The organism is Bacillus cereus group sp. BfR-BA-01441 (genome assembly GCF_022663075.1).
Lineage (GTDB): Bacteria > Bacillota > Bacilli > Bacillales > Bacillaceae_G > Bacillus_A > Bacillus_A cereus.
This window is the reverse complement of record NZ_JAKUEU010000449.1, coordinates 1-216: the sequence shown is the minus strand read 5'-3', so window position 1 is coordinate 216 and position 216 is coordinate 1. Positions and strand designations below refer to the sequence as shown.

Here is a 216-nt window from a genome sequence, read left to right as displayed (position 1 = left end):
AGCGAATTCAGGTTTGCGAGAAATGAATAATGCAGTTGATCAGTCCAATGCAGGTATGCAAAAAATGATTCAAGGTGTTAACCAAGCGAATTCAGGTTTGCAAGGAATGAATAATGCAGTTGATCAGTCCAATGCAGGTATGCAAAAAATGATTCAAGGTGTTAACCAAGCGAATTCAGGTTTGCAAGGAATGAACAATGCAGTTGACCAGGCCAA

1 pseudogene is annotated in these 216 nt (G+C 39.8%); it reads left to right on the top strand.

What is annotated here, in order from left to right:
- Positions 1-22: 22 nt before the first annotated feature.
- Positions 23-216 (top strand): annotated as a pseudogene (locus tag MR107_RS31155) (hypothetical protein); the annotation flags it as partial.